Origin of the sequence: Desulfovibrio sp. An276, from assembly GCF_002159665.1 — a bacterium.
Taxonomy (GTDB): Bacteria; Desulfobacterota; Desulfovibrionia; order Desulfovibrionales; family Desulfovibrionaceae; genus Desulfovibrio; species Desulfovibrio faecigallinarum.
In genome coordinates this window covers 51,797-77,482 of sequence record NZ_NFJC01000001.1, presented here as the reverse complement: position 1 = coordinate 77,482, position 25,686 = coordinate 51,797, and the positions used below count along the sequence as shown (strand labels likewise).

The 25,686-nt window shown below is 57.4% G+C and carries 19 protein-coding genes and 2 tRNA genes; 5 read left to right on the top strand and 16 right to left on the bottom strand.

What is annotated here, in order from left to right; translation table 11 throughout:
- The first annotated feature begins 1 nt into the window (after position 1).
- From B5F76_RS00350 to B5F76_RS00340, 3 genes are all read left to right on the top strand, one after another.
- Positions 2–1,477 carry an aldo/keto reductase gene (locus B5F76_RS00350; RefSeq protein ID WP_204218282.1) on the top strand — a complete coding sequence of 492 codons (1,476 nt, stop codon included), beginning with the start codon at positions 2–4 and terminating at the stop codon, positions 1,475–1,477.
- Positions 1,478–1,833: 356 nt separating this feature from the next.
- A complete protein-coding gene (locus B5F76_RS00345; protein WP_162608603.1) occupies positions 1,834–4,527 on the top strand; it encodes a DEAD/DEAH box helicase in 2,694 nt (897 codons plus the stop codon).
- Positions 4,528–4,529: 2 nt separating this feature from the next.
- Positions 4,530–5,915, top strand: a complete 1,386-nt coding sequence (locus tag B5F76_RS00340; protein ID WP_087349536.1) for an SWIM zinc finger family protein — start codon at positions 4,530–4,532, stop codon at positions 5,913–5,915.
- 84 nt (positions 5,916–5,999) lie between these two features.
- Here the strand turns inward: B5F76_RS00340 and B5F76_RS00335 are convergent, their stop codons facing one another.
- The 14 genes from B5F76_RS00335 to B5F76_RS00270 form a co-directional block, all read right to left on the bottom strand.
- Complete coding sequence (locus B5F76_RS00335) at positions 6,000–6,398, bottom strand: hypothetical protein (protein ID WP_087349534.1); 399 nt, start codon at positions 6,396–6,398, stop codon at positions 6,000–6,002.
- Between the two features lie 80 nt (positions 6,399–6,478).
- Positions 6,479–6,859: a NifB/NifX family molybdenum-iron cluster-binding protein gene (locus B5F76_RS00330; RefSeq protein ID WP_087349532.1), complete on the bottom strand. Its 381-nt coding sequence runs from the start codon at positions 6,857–6,859 to the stop codon at positions 6,479–6,481.
- A gap of 149 nt (positions 6,860–7,008) precedes the next feature.
- Entirely contained in the window at positions 7,009–7,917 is a 909-nt protein-coding gene (locus B5F76_RS00325; protein WP_087349530.1) for an ATP-binding protein, read from the bottom strand.
- Positions 7,905–8,816 (bottom strand): nucleotide-binding protein, encoded by a 912-nt coding sequence (locus B5F76_RS00320; protein ID WP_087349528.1) that lies wholly within the window; start codon positions 8,814–8,816, stop codon positions 7,905–7,907. Before B5F76_RS00320 ends, B5F76_RS00325 begins: the two co-directional genes overlap by 13 nt.
- A gap of 19 nt (positions 8,817–8,835) precedes the next feature.
- Entirely contained in the window at positions 8,836–9,558 is a 723-nt protein-coding gene (locus B5F76_RS00315) for a DUF134 domain-containing protein (protein WP_087349526.1), read from the bottom strand.
- Positions 9,559–9,771: 213 nt separating this feature from the next.
- Positions 9,772–11,031, bottom strand: a complete 1,260-nt coding sequence (gene hydF / locus B5F76_RS00310) for a [FeFe] hydrogenase H-cluster maturation GTPase HydF (protein WP_087349524.1) — start codon at positions 11,029–11,031, stop codon at positions 9,772–9,774.
- A gap of 74 nt (positions 11,032–11,105) precedes the next feature.
- Positions 11,106–12,086: a [FeFe] hydrogenase H-cluster radical SAM maturase HydE gene (gene hydE / locus B5F76_RS00305; RefSeq protein WP_087349522.1), complete on the bottom strand. Its 981-nt coding sequence runs from the start codon at positions 12,084–12,086 to the stop codon at positions 11,106–11,108.
- A gap of 69 nt (positions 12,087–12,155) precedes the next feature.
- Positions 12,156–13,622, bottom strand: coding sequence for a monomeric [FeFe] hydrogenase (locus B5F76_RS00300; RefSeq protein WP_087349520.1), 1,467 nt, complete (start codon positions 13,620–13,622; stop codon positions 12,156–12,158).
- 75 nt (positions 13,623–13,697) lie between these two features.
- Positions 13,698–15,095 (bottom strand): [FeFe] hydrogenase H-cluster radical SAM maturase HydG, encoded by a 1,398-nt coding sequence (gene hydG / locus B5F76_RS00295; RefSeq protein WP_087349518.1) that lies wholly within the window; start codon positions 15,093–15,095, stop codon positions 13,698–13,700.
- Between the two features lie 630 nt (positions 15,096–15,725).
- Positions 15,726–15,819, bottom strand: a tRNA-Ser gene (locus B5F76_RS00290).
- 81 nt (positions 15,820–15,900) lie between these two features.
- Positions 15,901–15,976, bottom strand: a tRNA-Glu gene (locus tag B5F76_RS00285).
- A gap of 112 nt (positions 15,977–16,088) precedes the next feature.
- Positions 16,089–16,535 carry a universal stress protein gene (locus B5F76_RS00280; RefSeq protein ID WP_087349516.1) on the bottom strand — a complete coding sequence of 149 codons (447 nt, stop codon included), beginning with the start codon at positions 16,533–16,535 and terminating at the stop codon, positions 16,089–16,091.
- A gap of 220 nt (positions 16,536–16,755) precedes the next feature.
- Complete coding sequence (gene nadD / locus B5F76_RS00275; RefSeq protein ID WP_087349515.1) at positions 16,756–17,427, bottom strand: nicotinate (nicotinamide) nucleotide adenylyltransferase; 672 nt, start codon at positions 17,425–17,427, stop codon at positions 16,756–16,758.
- Between the two features lie 9 nt (positions 17,428–17,436).
- Positions 17,437–18,687 (bottom strand): glutamate-5-semialdehyde dehydrogenase, encoded by a 1,251-nt coding sequence (locus B5F76_RS00270; RefSeq protein WP_087349513.1) that lies wholly within the window; start codon positions 18,685–18,687, stop codon positions 17,437–17,439.
- 334 nt (positions 18,688–19,021) lie between these two features.
- Between B5F76_RS00270 and B5F76_RS00265 the strand changes: the two genes are divergently transcribed.
- Positions 19,022–20,797 (top strand): potassium channel family protein, encoded by a 1,776-nt coding sequence (locus B5F76_RS00265; protein WP_239406899.1) that lies wholly within the window; start codon positions 19,022–19,024, stop codon positions 20,795–20,797.
- A 147-nt stretch (positions 20,798–20,944) separates the two neighbouring features.
- Positions 20,945–22,486, top strand: a complete 1,542-nt coding sequence (ilvA, locus tag B5F76_RS00260; protein WP_342633794.1) for a threonine ammonia-lyase, biosynthetic — start codon at positions 20,945–20,947, stop codon at positions 22,484–22,486.
- Between the two features lie 85 nt (positions 22,487–22,571).
- Here the strand turns inward: ilvA and B5F76_RS00255 are convergent, their stop codons facing one another.
- Positions 22,572–23,576, bottom strand: a complete 1,005-nt coding sequence (locus tag B5F76_RS00255) for a hypothetical protein (RefSeq protein WP_087349511.1) — start codon at positions 23,574–23,576, stop codon at positions 22,572–22,574.
- 58 nt (positions 23,577–23,634) lie between these two features.
- A complete protein-coding gene (locus B5F76_RS00250) occupies positions 23,635–25,686 on the bottom strand; it encodes an HD domain-containing phosphohydrolase (RefSeq protein WP_087349509.1) in 2,052 nt (683 codons plus the stop codon).

Below are 25,686 nucleotides of genomic sequence, written 5' to 3'. Positions count from 1 at the left end.
GATGAACGGTTGCTGCAAGAAGGAAGAAACAGGGGAGAAGGGTGAGATGATGCGCGAACTTTGTGAGAAGACAGGAACAGGGGGCGAAGCCGCTGGTGGACAGGGAGGCCTTTCCAGGCGTCACTTCCTGAAGGCAGTCGCGATTGGCGGAATGAGCGCCATTGGCGCAGGCTTTGCCGGCTGCCGAAAAGACGAGAAGAATGCGGAACCCAGAGGTTCCATGACCATGCGGACAAACCCCAAGAGCGGGGAGAAGGTGTCGTTGCTTGGTTTTGGCATGATGCGCCTGCCCTCTGTCGGTGGCCGCAGTGCGAGGGAGGGAAACGAACCCATAGACCAGGATATGGTGAACAGGATGGTGGACTATGCCCTGGCCCACGGCGTCAACTACTTTGACACCGCCCCGCCCTATTGCAAGGGCAAGTCCGAGGATGCCACGGCAAGGGCTCTTTTGCGCCACCCGAGGGACAAGTATTACATTGCCACCAAGCTCTCCAACTTCGCGCCCTCCACCTGGAGCAGGGAAGCCTCCCTGCAGATCTATCACAATTCACTGCGGCTTTTTGCCACGGATCATCTGGACTATCTGCTCCTGCACGGCATTGGCATGGGCGCAGACAGCATGCGTGAGTACGAAAAGCGCTTTCTGGACAATGGCGTACTCGACTTTCTTCTGGAAGAAAGGGAAAAAGGTCATGTGCGCAATCTTGGCTTTTCCTACCACGGGGACATAGCCGTCTTCGACAGGCTTCTTGCAGAACACGACACATACCGCTGGGACTTTGTGCAGATACAGCTCAACTATCTGGACTGGAAGTACGCTGGCCAAATCAAGGCCTACAACTCCAGTGCCTCCTATCTGTACAATGAACTGGACAAGCGCGGCATCCCTGTCGTTGTCATGGAACCTTTGCTTGGCGGGCGCCTTTCCAATATGCCAAACAACATCGCGGCGCTTCTGAAGCAGAGCGATCCCGAGGCCAGCATAGCCTCCTGGGCCTTCCGCTATGCGGGAAGCTTCCCACGGGTGCTGACAGTTTTGAGCGGCATGTCCCGTTTCGAACATCTTGAGGAAAACATCCGCACCTATTCGCCCTTGAAGCCCCTCACGGACAGGGAAATGGCTCTTTTGCAGGAAGTTGCGGATCGCATGATCAAATACGACACCATTCCTTGCAATGCCTGCGACTACTGCATGCCCTGTCCCTACGGCATAGACATCCCGGGCTGCATTCTCCACTACAACAAGTGCCTCAACGAGGATCTTGTCCTGAAGAGCATCAGGGACAAGAACTACCGCGAGGCACGGCGCGCCTATCTCGTAGGCTACGACAGATCCGTACCACGCCTGCGCCAGGCAAGCCACTGCACTGGCTGCGGCCAGTGCGTGCCCCATTGTCCACAGCGCATAGACATTCCTGGCGAGCTTCGGCGCATAGACGCCTACGTGGAAAAGCTGAAGCAGGACAGGCTCTGATTGCTACACGCCCCCGCTCCTCATCCGGGATCGGGGGCTTTTTGTGCCAAAGGCTCTTTTGGGGACATGAGTTCTGGACGAGGCACTTTTGTCCTACAGTCAGACAATAGACAACAGACACGGCCGGGCAAGAGGGAGAGCGCAAAAAAATTGTCTCTTGCAGAAATCGTCTGGTGTACATGGCAGGCGAATATCTGTACAAAGTCTTGTTCGGCATGGCCTGCATCGTCCGTGTGTCCCTTTGGCAGAAGGAAACAGAGACTGCATCGCCATCCCTGTACAGATCTTGAGGTTGTACACAAGCCACAATGCATACCCAGGATTTCTTTCCCAGTCTTTTGCAAGGAGTAAAAGAGATGGCAAAACAGGCCAGGCCTGTCGGCGAAGACAATATCGTGCTCACTCCCCATGCGACCCTGCGCTTTGCCTGCGCCGAAAAGAACACTCCCTGGCAGGAAAAGCTCTTTGCCCTTGGGGCTGCAAGGGAGCGCAACCTCGGGGCTGCTGAACAGTTCTGGGCAGGGCTTGCCGAGGCCTGCATCCGGGAATTGTGCCACGCGGCAAATCCCGACGATCCCTCGTCAACCGAGGCAGAGGCTCTCTCCCTCCTTCCCCTGCCGGACGAGGCAGGCCAGTGGCTTGCCCTGGCCCCGCCCATGCCCGGCGGAGAGTATCTGTCCCATGAAGTCCTTGGAGACATCTGGGAAAAGCTTCTTTCGTGGTGCGCCGCAAAGGTCAGGGAAAAGGAGGGCCTTTCTCCCTTTTTGAGGCAGGCCGCACCCAAGTGGCAGCAGGTGGGCAGGGTCTTTTTTCATCTGGCCGAGAACAAGCTCAATACCGAACGCCCCTTTGTCTTTCTGGCGACCTATACTGCGGGCTTCAACGTTTCCGGCAGGCTCAGGCACACACCCCTCTCCCAGGCTGTAAAATTCTATACTGAGCAGCGCAACACCCAGGCCCTGCGCCATCTGCTCAAGCCCGTGCAGCTGGCCTCGGAGCACTTTCCCTGGGTTTCCAAGATGCTGGAAACAAAGGCTCTTTTTGCCCCGCGCGCCTGGATGCCCGAGCAGGCCTATGCTTTTCTGAAGTCCGCTTCGGCCCTTGAGGAAGACGGCATAGGCGTGCGCCTGCCCGACTGGTGGGCCAGGAGAGCCAGACCCAGGGTCAAGGTCAGGGTGTCCAGAGCGTCTGGCACGAACGCGAGCCTTTCCCCCTTGAACCTCGCCCATTTCGATTTAGGCTATGCCATAGGCGAGGAGGATTTGAGCGAGGAAGAGCTGGAAAAACTGCTCGCGAGCGCAGAGGACGGCCTTGCCCTCTTCAAGGGACAATGGATCGAGATCGACAGGGAAAAGCTCAACGAGGTCCTGGAGCACTGGGAAAACGTGAGGGCCGAGGCAGAGGCCGGCAACATCTCCTACCTCGATGGCATACGCATGCTCTCGGGCCTTCCTGGGCGCAAGGACAAGGCGCTGGACGCAGACGAGCTGGAGGACATCGATGGCTGGTCCTTCCTCGAGGCAGGAGAAGGCTTCAAGGAGCTTTTGCAGGCGGCCAGGGGAGAGGTGCCTCTTGACGCAGAAAACATTCCCGATCTTCACGCCACCCTGCGTCCCTATCAGGTCTATGGCGTGTCCTGGATGCGCCTTTTGGGGCGCCTTGGCATGGGCGCCTGCCTTGCCGACGACATGGGCCTTGGCAAGACCATACAGGTCCTGGCCCTGCTTTTGAGCGAGAAGGAAAGGGAGAAGGGGCTGCCCCCGAGTCTTCTGGTTGTGCCGGCCTCGCTTCTTGCCAACTGGAAGGCAGAGGCTGCGCGCTTTGCGCCAACGCTCAAGATTGCCATTGTGCACCCCTCGGAGCAGCTTTTTCCGCGCAAGCTTGAGGATATGCCCCTGAAGGGTCTTGATCTTGTCATCACCACCTATTCCATGTGCACAAGGCTTGCCTGGCTGAAAGAAGTGGAATGGCGCAGGGTCATCCTGGACGAGGCCCAGGCCATCAAGAACGCCCAGACAAGGCAGAGCAAAAGCGTGCGCGACCTGCGAGCGACAAGCCGCATTGCCATGACCGGCACGCCCATAGAAAACCGTCTTTCCGATCTCTGGAGCCTCTTTGATTTCCTGAATCCCGGTCTTCTGGGAACTTCCAGGGCCTTTGACAAGGAAACAAAGCTCATGCTGGAGGCTCCCCAGGGCCTTGCACCCTTACGCAGGGTGACTGCACCCTATATCCTGCGCAGACTCAAGACCGACAAGTCCATCATCTCTTCCTTGCCGGACAAGATAGAGTCCAACCTCTACTGTTCGCTTACGAAGGAGCAGGCTGTCTTCTACCAGCAGGTGACAGACAAGATTGCCGAAGGGCTGGAACAGGAAGACGAGAGCTCTGAAGGCGGCAGGCACATGCGTATGCTGCAGTACATCATGCTGCTCAAGCAGATCTGCAACCATCCGGCCCAGGCAGGCCTGCTCGCAAAGTCCGGCAGCGACTACGCAGCAGAACGATCCGGCAAGTTCAAGTGCATAGGGGATCTGTGCGCGGAAATAGCCTCACGTCAGGAAAAGGTCCTTGTGTTCACGCAGTTTCGGGAAATCATCGACCCCCTTTCCGACTATCTTGCCGGCATCTTTGGAAGATCCGGCCTTGTCCTGCACGGCAACGTAGCTGTCAAAAAGCGCGGCGAACTGGTCAGGGAGTTCCAGAGCGAGGACGGACCGCCCTTCTTCATTCTGTCTTTGAAGGCAGGCGGCACTGGTCTCAATCTGACCCATGCCTCCCATGTCATTCACTTTGATCGCTGGTGGAACCCTGCTGTGGAAGATCAGGCTACGGACAGGGCCTTCCGCATTGGGCAGAAAAACAATGTACTTGTCCACAAGTGCATTACCCGGGGCACCATTGAGGAACACATAGATGAAATGATACAGGAAAAGAGAGCGCTGGCAGACAGTGCCCTGGGGAACATGGAAAACAGTATAACATCCTTGAGCGATACAGAATTTCTCAACCTTGTCCGTCTTGATCTCAAACGGGCCCTGGAGGACTAGGCATGTCGTACGGGTACGGATACTTTGGCTTCGATTATGTGCCGGTAGCCCAAAAACGCGCGGACGCCCAGAATCGTATAGACAAATTGCGCAAGAAAAACAAAAATATCCAACCCATCGCGCCGTTCACGGACAGGAAGATTGCCCATTCCTTCTGGGGACAGAGCTGGTGCAACAACATGGAGCGCTACGCGGACTACGAAAACAGGCTTCCCAGGGGCAAGAGCTATCTTCGCCATGGCTGTGTCTGTGATCTGCAGATTTCCGAGGGGCTTGTGACCGCCATGGTGAGCGGTTCGAGCATGTACAATGTGCGCATCACCATAGACAAACTTTCCGAGAAGAGGGCAGAGCTCTTGCAGAATCTTCTGCAGGGCAAGATCTCCTCGCAGCTGGAACTTTTGCAGGGAAAGATCCCCAAGGACGTCAGGGAGCTGATCGGGAATCCAGACAACGGTATTATACCCTTTCCGAAAGAAATCCATATGCGCTGTTCCTGCCCGGACTCGGCTTCCCTTTGCAAGCATCTCGCGGCTGTCCTCTATGGCATAGGCAGGCGCCTGGACACGGACCCTGGCGTGCTTTTTACCCTGCGTGGCCTGGATCCTCTCCTTTTGTGTGCCCATGGCAACGAGATTGATTTAAGCGTGGAGGATTCCGAGGAAAGCCTGAGCGGCGGCGAGGATCTGAGCGCCCTGTTCGGCATTGATCTGGGGGGCATGGACCTCGACCTGGGTGATGGCGCTCAAAGCGTGGCCGCTGAAGAACCCGAAAAGACAGAAAGTAGCGAGGAATCCAAAACGTCTGCTCGGGCAGGGAGCAAGGCCACGAAAAAGGCTGCGGCAGAAGGGAAGACAGACTCGACAGCAGGGGGCCGTGGAACGCGTGGAAAGAAAAAACCGGTCAAAAACAGCAGCGAAGTCGAGGAAGTGTCAGTAGCTGCGCCTGCGAAGAAATCCGCAACAAGAGCCGGCAGAAAGAAGGCAGTAACCACTGACTCCGCAGCGGCAGTCGCAGCTGCACCTTCAGCCGCTGAGTCCGAGCCTGTGAAGAAGTCCGAGACCAAGAAGACTGGCGGGAAGAAAGCCCTAGTTGTGAAAACTTCAGCGGCATCCGAGTCCGAGTCCGGGGCTGCGACTGCAAGCGTGAAACAGGCAGTGACGGACACAGTGTCGGCCCCCTTTGACGGCAAGAATCCTACAGCCGAAGGATTGCGGGCGCTTTGCGAACTCTCTGGCCACACCCCGCAGGAAGTGAGCTACCTTGCGGGCATAGGCTATGCCACCTTCAACGCCTGGCTTGCAAAGGAAGGGCGGCTCACTCTCATGCCCGCAAGCATTGCCAAGATTGAGAAGTACCAGAAGAAGGTCCTGAAGAACAAAAAGTAGCAAACAAGCGGTAGCAAAAAAAGCCGCTGCCCTTCCGCGAACATGTGCGGGAAGGCAGCGGTATTTGTCTTTTTTGAGGAGCCCTTAGGCCTTGTGATCGATGTCCGTGCTGACGAAGTTGGCAAGTTCCGCCCAGAGTCTTTCCCCGTCCGCAGTCCTTGCCGGGCAGGGGAGGGCTGTGAGCATGCCAAGGCCTTCCATGGCGTCGTGGTACACTTCCGCGTCGAAGCTCGTCATGGCAGTGGCATAGGTAAAGGCGTTGATGCTCATGACGTCCATGACGGCCCTGCGCATGGTGGCCGGATCCTGGCGTTCCTCGCTTTCGTCCAGAATGGCGAGATCTGGTTTGGTTTCGGCCTTTTTGAGAGCCGTGCAGGCTTCTTCAAGGCTTGCAAAGCTGTGGATGGTGCAGCCTCTTTTCGCAAAGACATCCAGGGCGGGCTGGCATTTTTCCTGCATGGTGCCGATGTAGTAGAGTTCCATGTGTGCTCCTTCTTCTCCTGCCCCTCGGGTACGAAAAGGGCCCTGGGCAGGAAGCTCGGGGCCCGAAACATTGCCAAGGGCTAGTGGGCGCCGCCACCGTGGCAGGTGAACTGTTCGGAGAAGGCGGGCAGCTGGCCGGCGAGGAAGGCCTTCACGGCATCGCCCACAGTGGGGAACTGGCCGGCAAAGTAGACGTCAATGCCCACCTGCCTGAAGCCCATGAGGGGCCTGAAGCCCATGCCGCCAGCGAGCAGAACCTTCACGCCATGGCTTGCCAGATGCTGCACGGGAGCAAGGCAGCCACCCTGCTGATGGGGAACGTTTTCCAGAGTGGAGACGTTTTTGACTGCGCCGTCTTCGATCTCGACAATGGTGTAGATGTCGCAGTGGCCGAAGTGCATGCCCATGCCTGCGTCAAGGCCGCCAGGCATATTGGAAGGAACAGCGAGAAGTGTGCTCATATTGCTTTTCCGTGGCCGAAGGGTTTGGCTCACGGACCTCCTGAAATGATTTGGGGTTGGGGAAAAGGCTGGCAAAAGATGCCAGCTGCCGAATATGCAAGCGCGAACCCCCTCTTTTTTGTGTGTGGGGGCGCGTTTTTTGTATGGGGCTAGAGGCCGAAGCCTCTCAGCTGCAATCTTTCCCTGGCCTTGAGATCTGCCAGGGCATCGATTTTGTCCCATATCGAGGAAAGTGTCCGGGCGAGTTCGGAGTCCGTTTCCGTGACAGCCTTGCCCTTGATGGTCGCAGCAGTGATGTCCGTTGTGAAGGGAACTGTGCCGAGCACAGTGTGTCCCTCTTCTTCGCAGTATGTCATGATGCGCGCGGTTTCTTCCGGGTTGATGTTTGCCTTGTTGATGATGACACCAATGGGCACCCTGAAGTGGGAACACACCTTGGCTACGCGATCAAAGTCGTGTCTGCCGGAAAGGCTTGGCTCCACAACTGCGACTGCCAGGGTGGCTCCGGAGAGCGAGCTTATGACAGGGCACCCTATGCCAGGGGAACCGTCGCAGAGTATGGTTGAGCGCCCGGTCTTCTTGGCAAGCTCCCTTGCCTCGCGCTTTAAAAGCGTGACAAGCTTTCCGGAATTTTCCTGTCCCGGAACAAGGACAGCGTGCAGGAAGGGGCCGAAGCGTGTCTCCCCAATGTACCAGTCGCCACACTTGGCCTCGGGAAAGTCTATGGCTTTGGCAGGGCACAGGGCCACGCACACGCCGCACCCTTCGCAATTGAGATGGCTTATGCTGGCTGTGCCGTCCTGCATTACGACAGCGTCAAACCGGCAAAGCTCAGCGCACTGGCCGCAGCCTACGCAATCGTCTTTTTGCACCACAGCCTTGTTGCCGCCAAGAAAGAGGTTGCTTTCCCCGTCCTTTGGGTCAAGGACAATGTGCAAATCCGGCACGTCCACATCGAGATCGCACAGGACAGCGTTCTTCGCGAGTGCAGCAAAGGCAGCGCACAGGCTTGTCTTGCCTGTTCCTCCCTTGCCGCTGATGATGACTATTTCGCGCATGCCGACCTCCCGGAATCTCGACCGAATTCTTGCCTGATGGCCTGGGCCAGGTTTTCGAAACGCTCGCTCCAGGCAGGGGAAATATCGGCCAGGAGTCTGCCTGAGGAATAGGCCTCGGCTGCCTCGCGCTCGAAGGGCAGTTCTGCCAGAAGGGGAAGATTGTGTTCTGCGCAGTAGTCGCGCACTCTGGTATCGCCGCCTGCATTGCCCGGCATCTGCGCCCTGTTCAGGACACAGGCCAGGGGACGGTCAAGCTTGCCAAAGGCCTGATGGGCCAGCTTGAAGTCGTGCAGGCCGAAGGGCGAGGAGTCCACAACCATAAGGATGGCGTCCACGTGGCTGCCCACTGTGACAGCCGGACAGCTCACTCCCGGAGGAGCGTCCAGGATTACGTCCGGTAGCTCTTCGTCGGCAACTTCCTGCTCAAGATGGGTCAGTCTCTTGAAAAGTGCCCTGAGAAGGGGAGGTGTCATGACCTCGCCAATGCGCGTGGCTCCGGAAAGCCAGGGTGTGCCATCGGAAAGGGCGCCCATGTGCAGCTGACCGATTTGTCGCTCGCCCCTTGTGAGAGAAGAAGTCTCGCACACGGCAAAGCAGCCGCCGCAGGCGTGGCACATGTCCTGGAACAGCTTGAGATTGGCTCCGAATTTGGCAATGGCCCCGTAGTGGCAGATGTCGTGGCACTTGTAGCATTTGGTACAGGAGTCATCGATCTGCACGGGTATGGGCAGGGATATGGTCGAACTTTCCCTGATGTCCGGTTTCAGGAAAAGGTGCAGGTTTGGGGCCTCCACATCGGTGTCGGCCATGATGTGTCTTGCGGGCCAGACCCTTGCCAGGGAGGCCGCCACAGATGTCTTGCCTGCTCCACCCTTGCCGCTGGCTATGGCAATGCGCATGGGCTTCCACTCCCTTTTGTTACATGGGCATGCCGCTTTCGTGGTTGGCGGCGCTGGCCCTGGTGCATTCCCCGTTGCGGAACCTTGCAAGGGCCTGCCCCACGGTCATGTTGTCCATATCCTGGTAGACGCTGATGCCTGCAGCCTCCAGGGCCTCGAAGGCCTTTGGGCCGACGTAGCCGCTGAGGACTGCCGTGACACCTGCGTTGCACAGATGCTCGGTCGTGGCTATGCCTGCGCCCTGGGCCATGATCTGGGCGTCGCCATTGTCGAGGTAGGCAATTTCCGGCTCCCTTGTCAGATCATTGTCCGCGAAGCTTGCCAGTACAAAGCCTCCGGCGCGTCCGTAGCGGGAGTCGACCATGTCTTCCAGGGTCGGTCCTTCGCTGGAAATGGCAACTATAATCATATTGTCAGGCCTCCTTTTGCGAAAGCAGCTGTGTCCGTTTCGGAGCAGAACGTAGGATCCGCCCTCTATGCGCAGGGCCTTGCCGTGAACAAGGGCCTCGGCAACGGCCTTTCTGGCTTCTGCCAGAGTTCGGCCGTAAGCATGGCGGGAAACCCTGACCCTGAGCGCTGCCTCGGTGGCTGTCAGCCCCTCTATATCCGACAGGCGCAGGGCCTCAAGGCCTTCCACGCTGAGCCTGACTTCGTCCAGCTGGTAAAAGGGAATACCGCAGGGTTTGAAGTAGCAGGCGTTCGGGGCTTGCTCCACGTAGCGGCAATTTTTGGGTCTTGCCATGGTTGCTCCTGGTTGTTTTGCTCAATTGCGCATAATTTAGGCCGACCAATGGATTTGTCAAGACATGAACAACATATTTTTGCTCATTTGAGCAAAAATATGTGGGTTTGCTGCGGCAACGTTTGCAGGAAGGTCGCATTCTGTCCCGTGGTTGATCAGTCAGGCTGTTCTTTGTCCTGTCCTTATGGTCTTGCTGGACAGCCTCTGCTTTCGCTATCCCTTTTGGCCCGAGAGCCTTTGCCACAGGGAAAGAGCCTTTGGGAAGGGAGCGAGTGTGCGGTGCAAAAGACCCTGTGCAAGGGATATGGCCATGCCGTAGTTGGTCATGGGGATGTTTTTTGCGTGTGCCTCTTCCAAGCGGGCGTTCATTTCCCTGCGCGTCAGAGCACAGCCCCCACAGTGCACAATAGCCTTGGGGCTGCCCTCGTAGTCAGCCCAGTGTCTGCCTGCCAGCATGGGACAGTGCACTGGGCCTCCGGCAAGTTTGGCAAGAAGTTTCGGGATCTTGACCCTGCCTATGTCGTCCTTTTGGGCATGGTGGGAACAGGCTTCCTGTATGAGTACAGTGTCGTTTGGCTGCACCGTGGTCAGGGCCCATGCACCCCGCACCAGAAGTTCGAGATCGCCCTTGAGCCTTGCCATCAGGATGGAGAAGGTTGTCAGCAAAATGTCGGGAGGAGTGTTTTTGGCAACAGTGTGCACCACCTGGCTGTCGCAGACCACAAGATGGACATTGTTGCCGAAGGAGGCCAAAGCATCCGGATACTGTTTTTCCGTGCAGACAAGGCACAGGGCCCTGGCATCCAGCGCATCACGTATGGCCTGCACCTGGGGCATGATAAGCCTGCCCCTTGGCGCTCCGCTGTCCTGGGGGCAGACCAGGACGAGACGCGCTGCCGGTGTCGGGAGCAGATCTGCGAGCATGGGGGGCTCGGCTTTTTGGGGCACAAGGCTTGCAACCAGTTTTCTCACTGCGTCAAGGCCTGCAAGGCTATCCCCGTCATCTTCCTTGCTCACCACTGCGATATGCTCGGGCTTCACGTCTCCTGTGGCAAGGCTTGCCGCCCTTGCCCTGGCTTCTTCTGAACGGCAGTTGCAGACAATGCCAAAGGGAATGCGGGCTTTTGCAAAGGCCGCCACGGCCTGTTCCTCCGGCTCGCCCCATAGGGTGTCGCTAAGGACAAGTAGGGCGAGATCCACGCTGTGCAGCTGTTCCAGGCTCTTTTTCACCCGCGCCTCGCCAAGACTGCCGGTGTCGTCGAGGCCTGCAGTGTCGTGCAGGACAACAGGCCCCAAAGGGGCCATTTCCATGACCTTTTCCACAGGGTCGGTTGTAGTGCCGGGTTCGGGGGAGACAAGGGCCACATTCTGGCCGCTCAAGGCGTTGCAGAGGGTGGACTTGCCGGCATTACAGCGACCAAAGATACCTATGTGCAGTCTGTTTGCGCGGGTGGCTTCACTGTGTTTTGTCATGGCGCATCATTCCTCATCATTTCAGAAAACTGTCTGAAAACTGTCTGAAAACTGTCTGTCCGTTGTTCTGCGTCCTACAAGGCCGAACCTTGTGTTCGTGCGGCCATGGCCTCATCGAGGGTATGCGCAAGGCCTGCCTGTGCTATGGCCTCGCGAACGGCCTGCATGGTTACCTGGGCCTTGTTGTCGTAGATGGTGTAGGATTTTCGGCGCTCCTGTGGGGTAAAGGAAGGCATGAGCACATTGGCTCCGGCAAGCAGGCCGTCCCTTTGTCCCTGCACGGGAGAAAGCGAGGCAAGGGCGGTGGTGGCAGGAAGATTGGCCCAGGGAAGGATAAGGCGCAGCACACTTATGACACGCAATGTCAGCTCTACGTTTCCGGCAGGAACTTTAGCCATGGGTGTTGCGCTCTGGGGCACAAAGGGGCCAACCCCGCACATCGCCACATGGAGATTGCGTACCAGCAGGATGTCCCTTGCCAGAAGCTCCAGGGTCTGGCCCGGCAGGCCTATGATGAAGCCCGAACCTGTCTCGTAGCCTAGTTCGGCCAGGGTGCGCAGGGCGCCTACTCGCTCCTCAAGCGTGTAGCCCGGGTGGAGCCTGGCATAGAGTTCGGGCGATGCTGTCTCGTGTTTGATGAGATAGCGGTCCGCACCTGCCCTGCGCCACAGGGCGTAGTCCTCCCTTTTGTGTTCGCCGACACTCAGGGTGACAGGCAGGCCGAAGCGCTCCTTCAGGGTAGTTATGCAGTCCGCAAGTTTTTTGGGATCATGGTCCCATTCGCCGGACTGCAACACGAAGGTGTCCACTCCTGCCCGGTAGGCAGCCTCGGCTGCGGAGAGGAGCTGTTCCCTTGTCAGCGTATAGCGTTCCAGCCTCGTGTTCTGTTTGCGCAGACCGCAGTAGAGACAGTTGCGGTGGCAAAGGCTTGAAAACTCGAGAAGTCCGCGCACAAAGACATGGCTGCCCTTGCCTTTGCTGCGCTCTTCCGAAGCAAGGGCCTGCAGTTTTGGCAAGGGCAGACGGAGCAATTCCAGAATGTCGTGTTCTGTCATGATGTCGGGCCTGTCGCATGAGAGGGGAAGAGGGGTGGCACGTGCGCCACCCTCTCCTGTTCAATACTGCTACTTGCCTGGCTGGTTTTCCCTGGGCGCACTGCCAGGGGTGCTCATGGCAAAGCGGTCCACAAGGCGTGCTGCCGAAGCAGGCTCAGCCACAACGCCGGCACCGCCCACGCAGCCGCCCACGCAGGTCATAACCTCGATGAGGTTGCCCGGGCACTTGCCCCTGATATAGCCCTGCATCTGCTTGAGCGCCCTGGGGGAGAGGCCGTTGATGTAAATGGGCTTCACCTCGTACCTGTCACCGACCCTCTGCTTCACTGCCGCAGCCACGCCGCCGGATATGGCATAGCCCCTGCCTGCACCGCTGGGCAGCTCAAGATCGGCCTCATCGCACTGCTCGACATCTATATCCTTCGAGGCAAACAGGGCCCAGATTTCGCTGAACGTCAGCACAAGGTCGACCAGGGGATCGTTGAGGCCCTCGGTACGCTTGGCAACACAGGGGCCGATGAAGACGTTGATGGTATCGGATCTACGCTTGCGGGAGATTTCCGCTGCGTAGTGCATGGGTGTGCCCGTGCTGGACACATAGGGAAGCAGATCCGGGGCATGTCTGCGCACGGCCTCCACATAGGCCGGACAACAGGACGTTGTCATGAACTTTTCCCCGCGCTCCATGCGCTCCACAAATTCTGCAGCCTCGCGCTCGCTGGTTACGTCTGCGCCAGCCGCCACCTCGATGACCTCGTCAAAGCCAAGCGTCTTCAGGGCAGTCACGATGCGCGCAAGCCCTCCCTTGAACTGGCCCACAATGGCAGGAGCCACCAGAGCGGTGACATGCGCCTTGGACGTCAGGGCAAGGAGTACGTCCAGCACCTCGGAACGCTCCATGACCGCGCCGAAGGGACAGGCACGCATGCAGCGACCGCAGCTTGTGCACTTGTCGAAATCGATTTCTGCCCGACCGTCCGTCCCCTTGTGCATGGCCTGCACGGGACAGGCTGCCTCGCAGGGCACGCTCAGGTGCACAATGGCCTGGTAGGGGCAGTTGTCGTGGCACATGCCGCAGTTGCGGCATGTGGCGGGATCAATGTGGGATCTGCCGCCTGTAATGGTGATGGCGCCAAAATGGCAGGCAGAGACACAGGTGCGGGCCACACAGCTCTGGCAGGCATCGCTCACAAAGTAGCGTGTCTTGGCACAGCTGTGGCAGGCAACGTCGCAGACCGTGAGGAAAGGCCAGTTGGGCGAATGTGTCTTGATGGCTTCCTTTGCAAATTCCTTTAAGGGAATGCTGTCGTCGGGATGCTCTTCCAGACGAAAGCCCATCAGGGCCAGCAGGCGCTCCCGCAGGATGGCCCTGTCCTTGTACAGACAGCAGCGGCTCAGCTCCTGAAAGTCCCTCGGGCGCATGAGGTAGGGGATTTTGTCGATCTCGTCGACCAACTTCCCCTCCCAGAACAGCCGTGCAAGGCGGGTGATGACCTCCAGACGCAGGAGGAAGACAGTATTTTGTTTTTGGGGCATGGGGTCTCCAAATCTGTAATATCGAAAGGAACGGGGCGGCAAAAGAGGTGGCCAGGAGAGCGGATGGGGAGACGATCAGCAGTAGACGTCACGGCTGCCGCTGCGAACTCTTGCGAGCAGGCGCTCGGAGATCTGGCGGACCTTGTCGTCCATGCTTGCAAGCTGGCGGGCTATGGCGTCCTCGCCGGCAGCCCTGGCCTCGGGAGTGGCATAGTCGAGCAAATACTCCTCGAAGGTAGAGAGGGCATTGGGAGCGCATTTGCGCTTGATGAGCCCTGGTTTGGCCAGATCCATGAAGTCCTTGCCAGTGCGCCCCAGGCGGTAGCAGCCCGTGCAAAAGGAAGGAATGTAGCCGTTGCGGCCAAGATCCTCTATGACCTCGGCAAGGGATCTGTGGTCGCCAAGCTGGAACTGGGCTGCCTCGAAGCGCTCGTCGTCCGCGTAGCCACCGGGATTAGTGCGACTGCCAGCGGAAATCTGGGAGACTCCGAGCTCAAGGGCCTTGTTCCTGGTGGCAGCGTTTTCCCTCGTTGAGAGGATGATGCCCGTATAGGGCACTGCCAGGCGCAGGGTGGCAATGAGGGTCAGAAAATCTTCGTCTGCCAGGGCATGGGGCGGAGCGGAGGCAATGTCCGAACCGCAGGCAGGTTCGATGCGGGGCACGGAAATGGTGTGGCAACCAACCCCGAACCTGTCTTCGAGATGGCGGATATGGGTGAGCAGGGCCAGGGTCTCGAAGCGCCAGTCGTACAATCCGTAGAGCAGGCCCATGCCCACATCATCAATGCCTGCCAGCATGGCCCTGTCGAAGCTGGATGCGCGCCAGTCAAAGTCCTTCTTGGGGCCTGCCAGATGCATTTTGGCATAGGTGGGTCTGTGATAGGTCTCCTGGAAGAGCTGGAAGGTGCCTATCTGGCGTTTTTTAAGCTGACGGAAATCTTCCACGGACAGGGGTGCGAGATTCACATTGATGCGGCGAATGGAGCTTCCGTTTTCGCGCACTCCATAGACAGTGTCAATGGCATCAAGGACATAGCTTATGCCGGAACCGGGGTAGGCCTCGCCGGCAACGAGAAGCAGGCGCTTATGTCCCTGGCGCAGCAATATCTTGGTCTCGTTGGCAATTTCCTCCATACTGAGCGCCTTGCGGGTGACTTCACTGTTGCTGCGACGGAAGGCGCAGTACAGGCACTCGTTGGAGCAGATGTTGGAGAAGTAGAGCGGTGCAAAGAGCACGATCCTCTTGCCGTAGATCTCTTCTTTCACAGCCCTTGCCGTGTCGAAGAGCTCCTCGCGAAGCATGGGTGAGCGTATAGCCAGAAGACTGGCCACGTCGTCGAGATCAAGGCCGTGCATTTCCCTAGCCTTTGCAAGGATTTCGCGAATTTTGACCTGATCTTCCACTGTGCAACTGTGTGCGTGCTGTTCGATGTCGCTTTCGTCAAGCCAGACAGCCTTTATGTCTGCGTCCATAAAAACTCCTGCAGGATGGGAACAGAGATTGGATGATTGGTTGATTGATGTGGAAATGTCATGCTTCTCGTGACAACAGTCTTGCCGTGTGGCGCTCGGCCCAGAGACTGAAGGGCCCTGAAACAAAAACTGTTTGAATGTTCAACTAGTATACTTCTTGCATCTATTCAAGAGCGTTTTACTTTGTAATTACATAACAATATGTTATTCTTTAAAAAATTGTGTTTTGTCCAGTGTCGCAGGCGCGGCGACTGTGGATATGCTCTCCCGCCATTGCTGCGAAAGTGTATCCATATCAGTCATATGTCCATTTGGACAAGAAAAAGCCCTTTTTTTTGGGGTAGGCAGAAATTGGCCTTGCTTCAAAACCGCGTAGTTAAGCCATGTTATGGAGCTCAACCTGCTGCAGGCAAATGAGGCAGAACGTTTCTGGGGCTGCAGCGATTATCGCTTTCTGAAGAGGTGACTGAATGGATACGCGAATGTTACGTTTTTGGGCTCTCTTCTTCCCGTGTGATGTCTGGGCTGTCTTTTTCAGTGCTACACTTTTTTGACTTTTCCGTCTGCCAACAAAAAAGCGGTTCTTGCAGACACTTATGTCATACAAGAACCGCTGTTGTGCGCATTTTCTGGCGGAAGGGGTGGGATTCGAACCCACGTGCCCTGTCACCAGGACAACTCGATTTCGAGTCGAGCTCGTTACGGCCAACTTCGATACCCTTCCGCACAGTAGGAACTGTCTTGGAGACAGATCCTAAAAACATGCGCCGATAATCCCGAGGGATAGTCGGCGCATCGAAATTTCTGGCGTCTCCAAGCGGATTTGAACCGCTCTTAGCGACGTGAGAGGCCGCTGTCCTAACCGGATAGACGATGGAGACGTAACGCAGGAATGTATGTAAGGGAAAGGAACCTGTCTGTCAACAAAAAATTTTGATTTTGTCAAAATTTCTTGTTCAGCCCCCTAAAGGCTCCGGGGCGTGTTCTGCGCTGCTAGGCCTTGGGGCGGATGGTCAGAACAGGAACAGTGGAGTTCTTCACGACCTTTTCAGCCACGGAACCGAAGAGGATGCGGTCAATGCCCTTGCGACCATGCGTGCCCATGATGATGAGATCCGCGCCGTCCTTCTTGGCCTTGGCAAGGATTTCATCGGAGGCATAGCCAACCATGACTTCGCCGGTAGCCTGGACACCCTCGAAATGCTGGCTCACAAAGCCATTCATGCTGGCCTGGGCGCCGCTGACAATCTCGCCCACAAAGGCGTGAATGTCGCTCTGGGGGATCTTGAAGCCGGTGTACTGGCTTAAGGTAGGGGCAACATAGACAACTTCAACTTCAGCGCCGCACTTGCTTGCAAAAAAGGCTGCATATTCTGCAACTTCAGCGCTATGGTCGGAAAGGTCCACTGCACAAAGAATCTTCTTGATAGTGGCTGCCATGTTTTTCTCCAGGTGCTTATAGGTTGGGGTGAGGATCCACCTTGTGCCAAAAGTCCTTATGCGGCAGAAGATGGCCTGTATGTTCCTTTGTCTTGAATATAAAGACTACAGGATATTTTGGCAAGAGGGGCTTGTGTACAACATCACAAAGTCTGAAGTTGGAATATGAAAAAAGACAATTTTTCCCCAATGTTCGCCAAAGCAGAACAAAAAGGCTCTTTCAACTCCAGAGTCTGCGTATCTCGTCCCTGCGCTCCTCAAGAGCAAGGGCAACCCCCCTGGGCACAAGGTAGTCTATACAGCGCCCCGCAAGCCAGCGCTCGCGGATGAGCGAGGAGCTGACCTCAAGCCAGGGCAGGGGCTGGAACAAAATCCTGGCTGCGCCGCAGGTCATGGTAATGCCCGTATCCGTCATGGGTGCGGATAGGCTTGCGTCTGGCCACATGCGCCTTGTGTCCTCGACAAAGTGCTCCCGGCTGTAGAAGCCGCGGGGAGCCACCAGCAAGGAACAGCGTTCCAGAAGATCCAGGCCGTGGTACCAGCTGGAGAGCTGTGCATAGTCAGGGCTCCCCAGCACAAAGATGATTTCTCTGCCTCCTTCCCTTTGCGAGAGCAGCCTCAGCGTATCCCATGTGTAGGACGGCTCCGAGCGCTCCCCTTCCATGGTATTGCAGATAAGCCAGGGGTAGGGGGCAACTGCCTCGCGTATGAGGTGGACCCGCACATCAAAGGGCAGGACATGGGATTCGGCCTTGTGTGGCGGATGGGCAGCGGGCAGGATGTCGACCCTCGAGATTTCCCTTCCAAGGGCCTCGTGAATCTCTATGGCAAGGCGCAGGTGTCCAACGTGCAGCGGGTTGAAGCTGCCGCCAAGAAGTGCAATGGCACCCATGGAGCAGCCCTAGTCGCGGACCTGCCCCTGGCCTGTCACCACGAACTTTGTCGTGGTGAGCTCAGTGACACCCATGGGACCATAGGCGTGCAGCTTGGAGGTGGAAATGCCTATTTCCGCGCCAAGGCCGAGCTGGCCGCCGTCGTTGAAGCGGGTGGAGACGTTGACGCCCACCATGGAAGCGTCTGCCTCGCGCACAAAGCGGGTGGCGTTGGCGTAATCGTTGGTGACAATGATGTCCGTGTGGTTGGAATTGTATTTGGCTATGTGGGCCAGGGCCTCGTCCAGATCCTTTACTACACACACTGCCAGAACAAGGTCGTGGAACTCCATGCCGAGATCGTCGCTATGAAGTGCGCGTGCGTGCTCGCCAAGAAGGGGCAGGCTTGCTTCGTCTGCCCGAAATTCCACACCGGCGCAGCCGAGTTTTTCGGCCACCATGGGAAGGAAGTCCCTGGCCACCTTTTCGTGGACAAGCAGGCATTCCAAGGCATTGCATACGCCAGGACGCTGCACCTTGCCGTTGTAGACAATGTCCAGGGCCATATCGAGGTCTGCAGACTCGTCCACAAAGGCATGGCAGACGCCCTTGTAGTGCTTGAGCACAGGCATGGTGGCTGCTTCGGTCACAATGCGCACAAGACCCTCGCCGCCGCGGGGGATGATGACATCAATGTATTCATCGAGCTTGCACAGCTGAGGCACGATAGCGTGATCCGTGGACTGTACGAGCTGCACAGCATTTTCGGGAAGATTTGCGGAGGCAAGGGCTTCACGCAAGAGGGCTGCCAGAGCGCGGTTGGAGTTCAGAGCTTCGCTTCCGCCGCGCAGGATGACGGCATTGCCTGCCTTGAGGCAGAGAATGGCCGCGTCCACGGTGACATTGGGCCTGGCCTCGTAGATCATGCAGATGACGCCCAGGGGAATGCGCATTTTGCCCACCAGGATGCCGTTGGGTTGCTGCCACTGCCTTTCCATGGCGCCAATGGGATCGGGCATGTCCGCCACGTGCAGACATGCCTTGTGCATGTCCTGGATAATGGCCGGGGTTAGAGTGAGCCTGTCGAGCCTTGGCTTGTCCATGCCAATGCTTGTGGCCTCCTCTATGTCTTTTTTGTTCGCAGCAAGAATGTCCTTCTTGCGGTCGTTCAGAAGACGGGCCATGTTCTGCAAAAAGACGTACTTGGCTTTGGGACTTGCGCAGGCAAGCTTGCGGGAGGCCTCCTTTGCCAGGACGCCCATTTCTCTTGCTGTATTCATGACTCCCCCAAAATGCGAGGCGTTGAGAGTTTTTGTTTAGGGCTATGCCAAGCCTCTTGCCGCAGGAGCAAAATCCTTTCCCGGCATTTTCTCGGCAATCTCAGGCAGGTTGCCCTTTTCCGCAGGCTTTGTCCAGAGGGAGAACCCAAATTCCGGAAGTGTTCGCTATTTGTAAAAATAATCTGATATTCAAGACGGTTAGCAAATATTTTTCCGGGAGCTGGAAAAAGGGTGCAAGCGGGTCTACAATGAAACGGGCCCTGCGTGTGCGGGGCACCAATCCAAACGCCGCAACCTTGGCTGCAGGCAGGCTTTCTGCTTCAGGGGCAACAACGTGTTCAAATACCTGGTTTCATTTCTCGTCCATCTGATCCAGCCGGAAAGGACGCAAAGTCACAGGCGCGTCTGTGTCCGCTTCATGCTGGTTCTTGTTGCCGAAATTGTCATCTTTTCTCTCCTCTTTCACTGGCTGATGCTCTACGAGGGGAGGGAATACTCGTTTTTTACCGGGTTTTACTGGACCTTTACGGTTATGTCCACCCTGGGCTTTGGCGACATCACCTTTACTTCGGACCTGGGAAAAATCTTTTCCACTGTTGTTCTTGTTTCCGGCATCATCTTTTTCCTCATTCTCTTGCCCTTTACCTTTCTGCAGCACTTTTACATTCCCTGGATGGAGAAGCAGAAAAAGGAAATGGTGCCAAGATCGTTGCCGCAGACAACAACCGGACACGTCCTTATAGCCGGCACAAATCCCATAGCCCTGAACCTTGCCGAATCTCTTGCCCGCTACGACATGCAGGCTTTTCTCTTGTGCGGCGACATGCAGGTCGCCCTGCAGCTCATGGGCCGTGGCCTCAATGCTGTTCTTGGCGAATACGATGACAAGGAAACCTACCGCAGGCTGCAGGCCGACAGGGCAGCAGCCCTGGTAGTCATGGATTCGGACATACGTAGTGCGAACATTGTTTTTTCGGCCCACGAGGCAACGCCTGACCTCAACATAGTCGCTGGTGTGGAAAAGCTCGAGGCCAGGGACATACTGCGTATGGCAGGCTGTTCCCACTGCTTCCATTTCTACAGCCTTCTTGGCGAGGCTTTGGCAAGGCGCGTCATCCATCCGAGTCGCAGAGTGAGCATTCTCGGCCATTTCGGCCGCCTGGTCCTGGCCGAGGCCCCTGTCATGCGTACTCCCCTGGCAGGCAAGACCCTGTGGCAGAGCCGTATCCGCGAGGACGCTGGCGTGAGCGTCGTGGGCGTCTGGACCAGGGGTGTTTTCAGCCTGCCAAGGCCGGATACGATTTTTGGCAATTCCACGGTGCTCATGGTGGCAGGCACGGCCGAGGAAGTAAACGCCTTCAACCGCATGCTGAGCACGCCTGTCGAGGAAACCGCGGCCAAACAGCCCCCAACCATCATCATTGGCGGAGGCCGGGTCGGTGTAGCTGTGGCCAGAAGCCTTGCGCGGCGCGGCATCAACGCCATTATCGTAGACCGCAAGAAGGACATAGACTGCGGGGAAATTCCCGTTGTCTGCGGCGAAGCCTCGGATCTCTCCTTCATGGAGCGGGCAGGCATCAGGACCACTCCCTCCATCATTGTCACCACCCACGACGACGACGCCAACATATACCTGACCATCTACTGCAGGAGCCTGAGGCCGGATGCTCAGATCATCAGCCGGGCTTCCCTGGACAAGAATGTCAACGGCCTGCACCTTGCAGGAGCTGACCTTGTGCTCTCGCTGGCCTCACTCATCTCCGCCACTGTGATTAACCTGCTCTCGCCAAATCGCGTGCTCATGCTCAACGAGCGCCTTGCCGTTTTCCGCTCGAAAATTACGGACATTTTGGCTGGAAAGACGCTCAAGACCAGCGGCATACGCAACAACACGCACTGCTCTGTCCTTGCCGTACACTGCAGGGACGGCTCCTCCTGCATCAATCCTCCTGCGGACTTCGAGCTGAAAAGAGACGACGTCATCTATCTCATAGGCGATAACCAGGCCCAGCAGCTCTACAAGTCGTACTATGGCATTGTGATGCCGGACGAGCCCGCGAGCGCCCAATGGCAGGCTGGTATCCAGCTGGAGAAAAGGGAGCAGGCCTGAGCATGTGCGAAAGGTGCAAAAATCCCGCGACCATCCCCTTGGCGTGTATTGTGCTTTGCGCAAGATAGGGCTAGAAAATTCCCCTCATTAGTGCTGCACTTGCAAACCATGTCCGTACCCAGGGTCCGGACAAGTGGAGATTTTCGTATGGGGATGAACGACTACCTCAAAAAGATTCTGCTTAGTCGCGTCTATGACGTGGCCAGCGAAACACCTCTCGACAAGGCCGAAACCCTGTCAAAACGTCTGGGCAACACTGTTTTGCTGAAGCGCGAGGACACCCAGCCCGTCTTTTCCTTCAAGCTGCGCGGCGCCTACAACAAGATGGCGCAGCTCTCCAGTGATGAGCTCAAGCGTGGTGTCATTGCTGCCTCGGCCGGAAACCACGCCCAGGGCGTTGCCCTTTCCGCAAGGCACCTTGGCTGCGAGGCCACCATTGTCATGCCTGAAACAAGCCCTGCCATCAAGGTCCACGCAGTGGAACGCCTCGGCGGCAAGGTGGTCCTCTCTGGCGAATCCTTCAGTGACTGCGCCCAAAAGACCAGGGAGCTCATAGAGGAAACAGGAGCAGTCTTCATTCCTCCCTTTGACGACGAGGAAGTCATTGCCGGCCAGGGCACCATTGCCATGGAAATTTTGCGCCAGAATCCCGGCCCCCTGGACGCTGTCTTCGTGCCCATTGGTGGCGGCGGCCTGGCCGCTGGCGTCAGCGTCTACATCAAGCAGCTGCGCCCGGAGGTCAAGGTCATTGGCGTTGAGCCTGTGGACAGCGACGACATGCGTCGCTCCATTGCAGCCGGAAGGCCTGTGGAGATGCGCGAGGTGGGGCTTTTTGCGGACGGTGTCGCAGTGAAGCTGGTGGGCCAGAAGACCTTCGAGCTGTGCCGCGACTGCCTGGATGACATTGTTCTTGTGGACACGGACGCCATCTGTTCCGCCATCCAGGACATCTTCGAGGACACACGTGCAGTGGCAGAGCCTGCGGGAGCCTTGTCCCTGGCTGGCCTCAAGGCCTACGCGAAGGAGCACAACCTGCACGGGGCACGCCTTGTGGCCATAGTGAGTGGCGCAAACATGAATTTCGACCGCCTTGGCTACGTGACGGATCGCGCAGCCATCGGTTCGGCCAGCGAAGCCCTTATTGCCGTGGACATTCCCGAAAAGATAGGCTCCTTCAGGACCCTCATCCACTGCATTGGCAAGCGCAACATTACCGAAGTCTGTACCCGTTTCTCGGATCCTGTACGCGGACACGTGCTTCTCGGCCTTTCCCTTGGCAGCGCAGACGCCAAGGAGACAGTGCTGGATGATTTGAGAAAGGCCGGCTTCGGCATCATGGATTTGAGCAACAACGAGCTTGCGAAGCTGCACATACGCCACCTTGTGGGCGGCAATGCGCCCAACATCAAGAACGAAAAGCTCTACCGCTTTGTCTTCCCGGAACACCCTGGCGCGCTTTTGAACTTCATCGATGCCATGCACATGGACTTCAACATCACCCTCTTCCAGTACCGCTACCACGGCGCGGACTTTGGCCGCGTGCTGGTGGGCATAGATGTGCCGAAAGACAAGGAAGACAAGTTTGCAGCCTTCCTTGAGCGCGTGCACCTCATGGGCTACCCCTACGTCAACGAGACGGACAACGATGCCTACCGCATCTTCCTTGGCTGGCACGACGGCGAAAAGTAGAGCCTACATACATTGGACATGGAAAATCGGGCGGATCCTCAAAAGAGGAGCCGCCCGATTTTTCATTGTGTGGCAAAGCCCTTGGCTAGAAGCCTGCTACAGCCCGCAAGAGGATGAGCAGGACAGGCAAGAGAGCCAGGAGGAATTTGGTTCTGGTCGGTTTGGCAAAAAGGAAGGCCCAGCAGACAAGGGATCCTGCTGTCACGAGAAAGGGCCCGAAGCGGAGCAGGGCCGAGTAGCCGCCAAAGCCCATCTGGGCTGCAGAGGAAAAGGCCACAAAGCCTGCGTCCAGAAGCTGGAAGGTTGCGCCAGCCAGAGCAAAGGCCAGGGCCATGCGCAGTTCGGCCACTTCCTTGTCGCTCAAGGGGCGGATTTCCTCTGCCGTGCCGGGAATGACTTCCCTGGACTTCATCTCCCTTTCCCTGTTCCGTTCCGAGGCCGAGAGCCCTGGCAACCGCAAGAAGAGAGCCAGAACGGCAAGGCCGCCGGCAGGCATGAGGGCTGCGCACGACTCGCGCCAGGCGTTTTGCAAAAGGATGGAGATGGCTGCCTCCCTGGTCATCTGGTAGGGGAGGCCAAGGAAGGGCCAGTTGCGCAGGACAAGGGTGGCAAAGAAGCAGACGCAGGCCGCAAACGCGAACAGTCCTGCCCAGACTGCCCACTTGTCGATTTTTTTCGCAGAATCCTCATCCATGTCCACAAGGGCTGTCTGAAAGAAGGGACGTGCCACTCTGCGCGCGACAAGAAGAAGGAGAATGCCGCAGCTCCAGGCTGCAAAGCTTGTGATTGTGGAGCGCCAGGGAAGGGAAGTGAACTCGAAGGGGGAGGGGACAAGCTGCGGCATGGCTGCTGGCAGGGCACGTAAGGAGACGTAGCCGTGGCCAGCGATGTCAATGAGGCCGAAGATGGCAGTGACAAGGGCAATGGTTACAAAGAGCTCGCCGCACCCTGCCATGGCAGAGCGCAGGCGTCTGCGCCCGAGAAAGAGGCAGAGAGCAGCCATGAAGGGCAGAACTACCGCCGCCTCGGTTGCGACGGACAAAAGTGAGGCTGCAGCCTGCCAGACAGGCAGCCAGACTGGTGCTTGCATGAATATTCCTTGATGTGCACCCCTGGGGACAGGGGGGAGGGATTTTTGTTTGCGGGGTCTACTTTCTGCGCAGGCGCAGAAGGATTTTCTGACCCTGGGGGCTCTTGAGATAGTGGAAGAGCCTTGAAGCCGCAGGGTCGAAACGTTTTGTGTCCAGAATGGGGGCAAGGGCCTTTTCCCAATCTTCGGGGAAGGCTCCTTCCCTGGGATGCATGATGGTGCACACTTCCTCTGCTATGCCGAGGTAGCGCGCTGGTTTGGAAATTTCCTCGCCCTTCAGGTGGCGCGGAAAGCCCGACCCGTCCAGACGCTCGTACATGTCGGAAACGGTTTCCTGCACGGGCAGACCGGCAAAGTCAAGACCTGCCAGGGAGATGGCTACCCTGCGGCTTGTGTCCCCTGTGCCCAACAGAATCTGATTGCTCTTGCGCGTGGCATTGCCGAACAGGAAGAGCCTGCCTGCAAGGGAGAGGATCTGTGCTGTCTTTTTGCTTTTGTCGTTGTCCAGTTCGGCAACAATCTGGGCTATGTCCGCAACCAATGTGGCAATCTTGCCAGCGTGGGGATCCAGAATGCCGGCAATCTTGTGCAGTGCAGCGGCATTTTGCTCGACCATGAGTTCGCATCTCTCTCTCAGGGCAAGGCGGTTGCTCATGTCCCTGTAGACAAGGATGACGCCAGCAAGAAAGCCGTCCTCATCGATGTAGGGCGTTGCCAGCACCTGAAAGCTGCGCCACACGCCCTTCTCGCAGAGTCTTGTCTCGCCTTCCATGGCCCTGGGCGTTTCCCAGATGAGGGCTGTCCTTTGCGCAATATCCGCGGAGAGATCCTGGGGAAGATCGTTGGTGGTAAGATGGGCAAGGCTCCCCGTCTCCTCCCTGCCCGCAAGGTGTGCAAAGCTTGTGTTGGCAAGAAGGATGTTCCTGTCAAAGTCCGTGCACACCATGGCAAGGTTCATGCCACTGTCCACGGCCTGCAGGACCTGACCTTGCTGAAGCGTTCTTGCTGCCTCGCTCCTTGTTTTCTCTGTTATCTCCCGTTCGCGCTGCCTGAAGACAAAAAGCCAGAAGAGGAACAGGGCAAGGAGCAGGACTACGGCCTTAAGGCAGGTTGCCACAAGACCTGTCCTTTGGGCATTGGGGGCCGCAAGTTCCGCAGCCTGTTCCGGCAGGGCAGAGACAAGGAAGAGCTGAGTGGTCAAAAAGCGTTTTCCCACACTGTAGACAGAGCTTCCAAGCCCCGGGATGCGGTAGAGGCCGAAGGCTATGCCGCTTTCGGTGGCGGCAAGTTCTTTCAGGGTGACCTTTTGCGTGCCCGTGCGCGAGAGTGCCACAAGGCTTTCGTCTGGCTGCAGTTCAAGGACTGCGGTGCGCACGCTGCTTTTCTCGCTCAAGGCGGCCTGTACCCTGTCCATGGCGTCGCCAAGGTCAATGGTCACGACCAGGATGCCCACATTGTAGGTCAGCACATTACGCTTGTCCGTGAGCACCATGGGGACGGCTATGTCCACGCACAGCTTGTCCTCGCTCACGTAGGCGGGCAGCGAGAGGGCCGGGTTGGCGCTGCCCTGCATGCCAGGCACAATGGTCTTGGAAATATCGAGGAATCTGGCAGGAAAGGTGGTGGTACCAAGACAGGGCATGCCCTCCACGGAGAAGAGGTAGGCTGCCATGAAGTTGTAGCGGTCTGCCAGTTCGCGAAGCTGTGTGCGCATGGCATCTGCGTCCGCGGCAAAGGAGCGCAGCCTTTCCATTTCCTCTGCGCTGCGCCTTTGCGCGAGCAGGGCCAGCATGGATTTTTGTTCCTCGCTCCTGCCTGTGAGCGAAAAGAGCACGTCTCTGCCAAGTCCCATGCCGCTCACCCTGCTTGTGAAGGTCGAGAAGGTGCTGTTGTCCGCAAGGACACGCAGGGACTGGGCAAAATCCCTGACCCAGACCCTCTCCATGGTGTCCTGGCTCTTTTCGAGCTCGCCTATGACCCGGGTCAGGTAGAGGGTGCTTCCCCTGTTGCTGTCCTCCCAGAGAGAAACAAGACCCCAGAGCGCCAGAAGGCAGGCGAGGACAAATGATGCCGCAAGGAGAAGTCCGGATTTTCCCTTGAATGTGATCAT